Annotated in this window: 8 protein-coding genes and 1 pseudogene; 5 read left to right on the top strand and 4 right to left on the bottom strand. The window is 71.6% G+C overall.

The window, feature by feature from the left end; genetic code table 11:
- Positions 1-210: 210 nt before the first annotated feature.
- From E2651_RS38990 to E2651_RS38975, 4 genes are all read right to left on the bottom strand, one after another.
- Positions 211-483 (bottom strand): hypothetical protein, encoded by a 273-nt coding sequence (locus E2651_RS38990; protein ID WP_135336011.1) that lies wholly within the window; start codon positions 481-483, stop codon positions 211-213.
- A gap of 177 nt (positions 484-660) precedes the next feature.
- A complete protein-coding gene (locus E2651_RS38985) occupies positions 661-888 on the bottom strand; it encodes a DUF3107 domain-containing protein (RefSeq protein ID WP_055565193.1) in 228 nt (75 codons plus the stop codon).
- 143 nt (positions 889-1,031) lie between these two features.
- Entirely contained in the window at positions 1,032-1,673 is a 642-nt protein-coding gene (locus E2651_RS38980) for a TetR/AcrR family transcriptional regulator (protein WP_135336009.1), read from the bottom strand.
- 144 nt (positions 1,674-1,817) lie between these two features.
- Positions 1,818-2,030, bottom strand: coding sequence for a hypothetical protein (locus tag E2651_RS38975; protein ID WP_135336008.1), 213 nt, complete (start codon positions 2,028-2,030; stop codon positions 1,818-1,820).
- A gap of 213 nt (positions 2,031-2,243) precedes the next feature.
- Between E2651_RS38975 and E2651_RS38970 the strand changes: the two genes are divergently transcribed.
- The 5 genes and pseudogenes from E2651_RS38970 to E2651_RS38955 form a co-directional block, all read left to right on the top strand.
- On the top strand, positions 2,244-3,230 hold the full coding sequence (locus E2651_RS38970; protein WP_135336007.1) for an alpha/beta hydrolase: 987 nt from the start codon (positions 2,244-2,246) through the stop codon (positions 3,228-3,230).
- An 8-nt stretch (positions 3,231-3,238) separates the two neighbouring features.
- On the top strand, positions 3,239-4,696 hold the full coding sequence (locus tag E2651_RS38965; RefSeq protein ID WP_135336006.1) for a DUF3152 domain-containing protein: 1,458 nt from the start codon (positions 3,239-3,241) through the stop codon (positions 4,694-4,696).
- A 91-nt stretch (positions 4,697-4,787) separates the two neighbouring features.
- A complete protein-coding gene (locus tag E2651_RS46245) occupies positions 4,788-4,880 on the top strand; it encodes an Ms4533A family Cys-rich leader peptide (RefSeq protein ID WP_323178664.1) in 93 nt (30 codons plus the stop codon).
- 200 nt (positions 4,881-5,080) lie between these two features.
- Positions 5,081-5,650 (top strand): annotated as a pseudogene (locus E2651_RS38960) (ATP-binding cassette domain-containing protein); the annotation flags it as partial.
- 201 nt (positions 5,651-5,851) lie between these two features.
- Positions 5,852-7,483 (top strand): DUF3492 domain-containing protein (locus E2651_RS38955; protein ID WP_135336005.1); only part of this gene is annotated, 1,632 nt, incomplete at its 3' end.

Genomic DNA, 7,483 nt, shown 5'->3' with positions numbered 1-7,483 from the left:
GACGGCCCGGCTTCTTGCCCCGGGGCAACAACGGCTCCAGGCGGGCCCACTGCGTATCCGTCAGATCTCCACGTGCCACGAAGCAAGATCATCTCACCTCAAGATCCGCTTTCGATACGCGCCCTAGGGGTCTCGTCTTTGGCCGCGGGTGCTTCGTGGCTTGTCGCGCAGTTCCCCGCGCCCCTTCGGGGCGCCCCCCCTGGGCGCCCCTTACGCCGTCGCCGAGCGACGGCTCAGTCTGTTGCGGCTCGGGCGGAGCAGGAGTGACAGCGAGGCCGCCGATAGGGCCACCGCGCCCGCGATCGTCGCGGGTGCGTGGCCCGCGCCCAGGGCCATGTGTGTGACGAAGGAGCCGATCAGGGCGCCCACCGCTCCGGTCGAGAGGACCAGGCTGCGGGCGGGGAGCCGGTGGGGCAGGCGGTGGGCCGTGGCCCACGCCAGGGCGAAACCGAGCAGTGCGGAGCCGAGTGCTTCCAGAATCACAGGGTGTCCCTCCCTCGCGGCCAGGTGCAAAACGGTCGTAGCCGGTATTACCCCTGGCGGCCGGAACGCAACCCTCCGAGCGAGGTCAGGTACGTACAACGAGATACGTACGACGAGAACGGCCCGGTGGGTCACCACCGGGCCGTTCTCCTCGTGCGCCTTGCGTGCGCACCCTGCTTACAGGGCGCTGAAGCCCACCTTGCGCGCGGTCGGCTCGCCGAGCTCGACGTACGCGAGGCGGTCGGCCGGAACCAGGACCTTGCGGCCGTGGTCGTCCACGAGGCTCAGCAGCGGCGACTTGCCGGTCAGCGCCTCGGACACCGCGTGCTCGACTTCCTCGGCGCTCTGGCCGCTCTCCAGCACGATCTCGCGGGGCGCGTACTGCACGCCGATCTTGACCTCCACGGCTATGTCCCTCCGACGCTCAGTGATGGCGCGGCCGTCCGCGCCGTACCCAGCACACATTAGCCCGGTGAAGCGATGCTCACGGTTCCGCCGCCGCACGCCAGGAGCGAACAGAAAACGGGAACAGGGAGCACCGCCGCCGATCAGTGGCCTTCCGTGCCGTGCAGCGGGAATCCCGCGATGCCCCGCCAGGCCAGCGAGGTGAGCAGCTGCACCGCCTTGTCGCGCGGGACCGTGCTGCCGCTGGCGAGCCAGTAGCGCGCGACCACCTGCGAGTAGCCGCCCAGGCCCACGGCGAGCAGCATGGCCTCGTCGCGGGGCAGGCCCGTGTCCTCGGCGATGACCTCGCAGATCGCCTCCGCGCACTGGAGCGTCACCCGCTCCACGCGCTCGCGCACCGCGGGCTCGTTGGTCAGGTCGGACTCGAAGACCAGGCGGAACGCGCCGCCCTCGTCCTCCACGTACGCGAAGTACGCGTCCATCGTGGCCGCGACGCGGAGCTTGTTGTCCGACGTGGACGCGAGGGCCGTGCGGATGGACTGCAGCAGCGACTCGCAGTGCTGGTCCAGCAGGGCGAGGTACAGGTCGAGCTTGCCGGGGAAGTGCTGGTAGAGCACCGGCTTGCTGACGCCGGCCCGCTCGGCGATGTCGTCCATCGCCGCAGCGTGGTACCCCTGCGCGACGAAGACCTCCTGCGCCGCGCCCAGGAGCTGATTGCGTCGGGCACGACGCGGCAGGCGTGTGCCCCGCGGGCGTGCCGCCTCTGTCTGCTCGATGGCTGTCACGCCGCCTCCCATGATCGTGAACGTGCGGTGTGCGCCGCGCGGCCATCGTACTTTTCGGTAACCGTGATGTGCGCGGTACGAGCGGAGAATTTCACGGACTGGATGGCCGTGAAAGCCGTGCGTAGCAGGGCAAACACGGGCAGGTCAGCGATAGTCGTCCTCGTCGATGCTGACGACGCGGGCCTGTTCCGCCAGGTCGGCCTCGTTCGCCGCGTCCTGGTCGGCGTCCTCCAGGGAGTCGTCCTGGCTCGGGGTGAGGTCCGCGTGCTGCTCCGCGGCGTCGGCCTCGGGGGTCTCGCCGCTGGTCTCGGTCTCCTCGACCTGGAAGGTCTCGGGGTCGGACGGGTCGACGGTCATCGTCACTCTCTTCCCTAGCGCACTTCCCTAGCGCACTACTAGTGGTGCGAGTGCCCTGTTCGCCCTCTTCTATGAGCCCCTCTCCTATGAGCCCCTCTCCTATGAGCCTAGGAGACTGCCGAACCAGGCGCTACGCGATCTCCCCGCGACATCGGCCGGATCTGTGACGGCGAACACACGAACCACCGTGTGATCGTCTCGTAACATTGCCGCATGTCTTCGACCGAGTTGCCGCACGTGCTCGCCGCCGTCGCGCCCAAGCCGGGTGCCGTCGGTGTCGCGGCGGGCGAGCGGCTCGACTCGGTCGGCCTTCCCGGACTCACGCTTTCCGTACGTTCCAGGCCGGCCGTCCGCGAGGGACTGCCGCCGGCCCTTTTCGTGCACGGTCTTGGCGGTTCCTCGCAGAACTGGTCGGCCCTCATGCCGCTGGTCGAGTCCGTCGTCGACTGCGAGGCGCTTGATCTGCCCGGGTTCGGGGACTCGCCGCCGCCCGACGACGGCGACTACTCGGTCACCGGGCACGCGCGCGCGGTCATCCGCTACCTGGACGCGAGCGACCGCGGCCCCGTGCACCTGGTCGGCAACTCGCTGGGCGGCGCGGTCACCACCCGCGTCGCCGCGGTCCGCCCCGATCTCGTACGCACCCTCACGCTGATCTCGCCCGCGCTGCCGGAGCTGCGGGTGCAGCGCACGGCGATGCCGACCGGGCTGCTCGCGGTGCCCGGCGTCGCGAGCCTGTTCACCAAGCTCACCAAGGACTGGACGGCCGAGCAGCGGGTCAGCGGTGTCATGGCGCTCTGTTACGGCGACCCGGCCCGGATCACGCCGGAAGGTTTCAGCGCGGCGGTGCGCGAGATGGAGCGCAGGCTCGCGCTGCCCTATATGTGGGACGCGATGACGCGCTCGGCGCGCGGCATCGTGAACGCGTACACCCTGGGTGGCCAGCACGGACTGTGGCGGCAGGCCGAGCGGGTGCTCGCGCCGACGCTGCTCGTCTACGGCGGCCGGGATCTGCTCGTCTCGTACCGGATGGCCCGCAAGGCGGCCGCCGCGTTCCGCGACTCACGGCTCCTCACGCTGCCGGACGCGGGGCATGTGGCGATGATGGAGTATCCGGACACGGTGGCCAACGCCTTCCGTGAACTGCTCACGGACACCGGGCAGTTGAGCGATTCCGGCGCTGCGGGTTCGGGGAGCTGAGGCGGCACGTGGGACGTCACAGCCGCCGGGGTTCGGCCGACCTCGCAGACAACAGCAGCAACACGAGCAGCACCGGTAATCCGCCGGCACAGGGAGCGCGCCCGCCGGGTCCCGGCACCGGGCGGCGCAGGCGCGTGGGCCCGCCGGCCGACACCACCCCCGCGCACGGCGTCCCGCAGGCCACGCCTCCGCACGGCGTCCCGCAGGCCACGCCTCCGCACGGCGTGCCCCAGGCCACCCCGCCGCACGGCGTGCCGCACGTCCGCGGCGGCCACCCCGAGCAGCGTGAGCCGGGCGGCGGCTGGGGTGACGGGTCGCGGATGGGGGCCTCGTACGGGGTGCCTGGCGCGCGGACCGTGGCGGGGACGGGGGCCGCGCCGTACGCGCCGGGGCCGCGCGCCGAGTACGTGGACGCGTTCGGCGGCGAGTTCGCGGACGAGGATCTGTTCGCGCCGGGAGCACCAGGAGCGATGCCGGGCGCTCACGGTACGGCGACCGTGCCGCCCATGCGCACGCCCCACGACCCGTACGCCTCCGTCACCGACTGGGACCGTGCGGTCGACGAGGAGGAGGCCCACGGCGACCTCTGGTCCGAAGGGGCGGGCGGCACCGGCGGGCCCGATGGCGCCGACGTCGCCGACGTCGCCGACGAGCGGGACGGCAAGGGCGGCAAGGGCCGCACCTTCACCGGCATCGCGGCCGCCGCGGTCACCACCGTGCTCGCCGTGGTCGTCGCCGGCCAGGTGACCGACGGGCCCAAGGACTCTGCCCCCAAGGCCGAGGCCGCGCAGGGCAAGGACAAGCGTGAGGCCGACGACCCGGCGTCCCGCTCGGACGACCGTCCCACTCCACCTGACGCCGCCCCGGCCACGTACGAGACGAAGATGGGCAAGAAGTACCCGCTGGCCGCGAAGCTCACCGCGGCCGGAGACTTCGACGCGATCGCCGGGTTCGACAAGGCGCCGGGCAAGGGGCAGTTGTTCCGCTACCGCGTCGACGTCGAGAAGGGGATGGGTCTGGACGGCGAGCTGTTCGCGGCGGCCGTGCAGAAAACCCTGAACGACGACCGGAGTTGGGCGCACAGCGGAGGCCGGACCTTCGAGCGGATCTCCTCAGGGAAGCCCGATTTCGTCGTCACGCTGGCCAGTCCCGGCACGACGGCGAAATGGTGCGCGAAGTCCGGGCTCGACACGCTCGAACAGAACGTGTCCTGCGATTCCGCGGCGACCGACCGCGTCATGATCAACGCCTATCGATGGGCGCAGGGCGCCAAGACCTACGGCGACCGCATCCACCCGTACCGCCAGATGCTGATCAATCACGAGGTCGGCCACCGGCTCGGCTTCAATCACGTCGACTGCACGAAGAGCGGCGACCTCGCCCCGGTCATGCAGCAGCAGACCAAGTTCCTCGACCACGACGGAATCAAGTGCAAGGCCAACCCCTGGGCTTTTCCCAAGAGTTGAGACCGAAGCGGTCGGCATGCGGGTCGGCGGCTCCGGCATCCGCCGGCCGGCGGCTTTGACATCCGCGACAAGGTCGTTCGTATTCCTCCGCATGTCGCCTCGTCACGCCTCCTCGCGCGCCGCCCTTGAGCTGGCGCTCTTTGGCGTGACCGCGCACTGCGTGTCCGACATTCACTGTTGCTGACGCCCGCCCCTGGCGCGTGCGTCGCTAGTTCCCTCATGGCCTTTCCCAGGTCCTGACCCCCTTCGGCGACCCCGGGGCGAGCTCTGCTCATTTCCACTGCTCATCCGTCATCAACCAGCGGCTCTCGGCAGGACAGGGCGCGGACGCCACCGCCGTCACCACCGACACCAACCTCGGCCCCGCCGAACTCGCCAAGGTCACCGGCGACAAGGATCTGGCCTGTGTTCCAGGACCCCGTCTCCTCGCTCAACCCGCGGCGCGGTGTGGGGGAGTCCATCGCCGACCCGCTGCGCGCTCGTGGCGCAGGGGAGTCCGCCGTACGCGATCGCGTACGGGACCTGATGGCGCGCGTCGGGCTCGATCCGGCGCACTACGGGCGCTACCCGCACGAGTTCAGCGGCGGCCAGCGGCAGCGCGTCGGCATCGCGAGGGCGCTCGCCGCCGAGCCGCGGATCATCGTGTGCGACGAGCCCGTGTCGGCGCTCGACGTGACGACACAGGCCCAAGTGACGGCCCTGCTCGGCGAGTTGCAGCGGGAGCTGGGGCTCGCGCTGGTCTTCATCGCACACGATCTGGCGGTCGTACGCCAGGTCAGCGACCGGGTCGCGGTGCTGCGGCAGGGGCGGATCGTCGAGTCCGGCTCCGTCGACGAGGTGTACGGCGCGCCCCAGGAGGCGTACACCAGACAGCTGTTGGCGGCCGTCCCTGCGCTCGATCCGGACGCGGCCGCGCGCCGCCGCACGGCCCGCAGGGAGCTGGCCGCAGCATGACTCTCCGTAGCTGAAAAGCGCTTTCGTCGTGCCATAGCGCGACGGAACGCGACCGGCACGGGAAAGTTACGGCCGTTCACCCCTTTTGGTGGCGTGATGGACAACCGTCCATCACGCCACCGTCATGTCCGCATACGTTCGTCCCGCTGCGAGCCGCCGGGCCAACGGCGGCTCCCCACATGGGAGATCGGGGGTGTACGCGTGCGCATCGGACTGCTTACGGAGGGTGGCTATCCGTATGTGAGCGGTGAGGCCAGGCTCTGGTGCGACCGGCTCGTGCGCGGGCTCGGGCAGCACGAATTCGACATCTACGCGCTCAGCCGCAGCGAGCGGCAGGAGGCGCGGGGCTGGATCGAGCTGCCGCCCCAGGTCAGCCGGGTGCGGACGGCGCCGCTGTGGACCGTCGACGACGACGGCATCGACCTCGGGGCGGGGTACGGGCGGCGGGCCCGGCGGCGGTTCGCCGATTGCTACGGCGAGCTTGCCTCGGTGATCTGCCGCTCCGGGGCGGCCGGGGGCGCCGAGGACTCCGCCGCGTTGGCGGACCGTTTCGGCAGCGCGCTCTACGGCCTCGCCGAACTCGCCCGCGACGAGGGCGGCCTGGTCGGTGCGCTGCGCTCCGAGGCGGCCGTGCGCGCCCTGGAGGCCGCCTGCCGCGCGCCGGGCGCGCTGCGCGCCGCGCGCAGCGCACGGGTGCCCGATCTGCTCACGGTGGCGTCCCAGGTCGAGCGCGCGCTGCGGCCCCTCTCCCTCGACTGGTACGAGGACGACGACCTCGGCGCGGTGGACCTGTGCCACGCCACGTCCGGCGGCCCCGCCGCGCTCCCCGGTCTCCTCGCCAAGCACTTCTCCGGAGTGCCGCTCCTGGTCACCGAGTACGGGGTGCAGTTGCGGGCGCACTATCTGGCGGCGGGCGACGAGGCGCCGAGCGCGCCCGCGCGGGCGCTGCTCACCTCCTTCCACGGGCGGCTCGCGGCGGAGGTGTACGGCCGGGCCACCGTCATCACGCCCGGCAACACGCACGCGCGGCGCTGGCAGGAGCGGTGCGGCGCCGAGCGGTCGAAGCTGCGGACGGTCTACCCGGGCATGGAGGTCTCCCGCTTCGCGGAGGTCGGTGAGCGGGAGGACCCGGGCGACCCGGACACCCTCCTCTGGGTCGGGCGCATCGAACCCGCCAAGGACCTGATCTCGCTCCTTCACGCCTTCGCGGAGATCCGCAAGGAGGAGCCGAAGGCGCTGCTGCGGATCGTCGGGGCGCCCGCGGAGGGCCCGGAGGCGGCCGCGTATCTCGCGCACTGCGAGGCGCTCGCCGCACAGCTCTTCCCCGACGAGGCGGAGGGCGTGCACGCCGTCGGCGACAACCCCGTGTCCTTCGAGGAGATCGGGGCGCCCGCGACGCCCGACCTCGCGGACGCGTACGAGGCGGGGAGTGTCGTCGTCCTCTCCAGCGTCGTCGAGGGCTTTCCGATCAGCCTGGTCGAGGCGATGTTCTGCGGGCGCGCGACGGTCTCGACGGATGTCGGCGCGGTCGTCGAGGTCATCGGCGGCACGGGACTCGTGGTGCCGCCGCGCAATCCTCGGGCGCTCGCCGAGGCGTGCGTGGCGCTCCTGCGGGACCCGGGGCGGCGCGAGCGGCTCGGGGCGGCGGCGCGTGCGCGGGCGCTCGAACTGTTCACCGTGGAGCAGAACGTCGAGGCATTTCGCGGCATTTACCTGGAGATCGTCTCGCACTGCCCGGTGCGCAGGGACGCGGTCGACGACGCGGGCGAGCCGGTGCCGTTCGGCAATCCGGCGGAGGCGTATGTGCCGGGGCGGTGGGCTGTTGCGGCGGGG

The organism is Streptomyces sp. MZ04 (assembly GCF_004684775.1).
Classification (GTDB): Bacteria; Actinomycetota; Actinomycetes; order Streptomycetales; family Streptomycetaceae; genus Streptomyces.
Note: the sequence above shows the minus strand (reverse complement) of the source record. Positions and strands in the feature narration are given on the sequence as shown.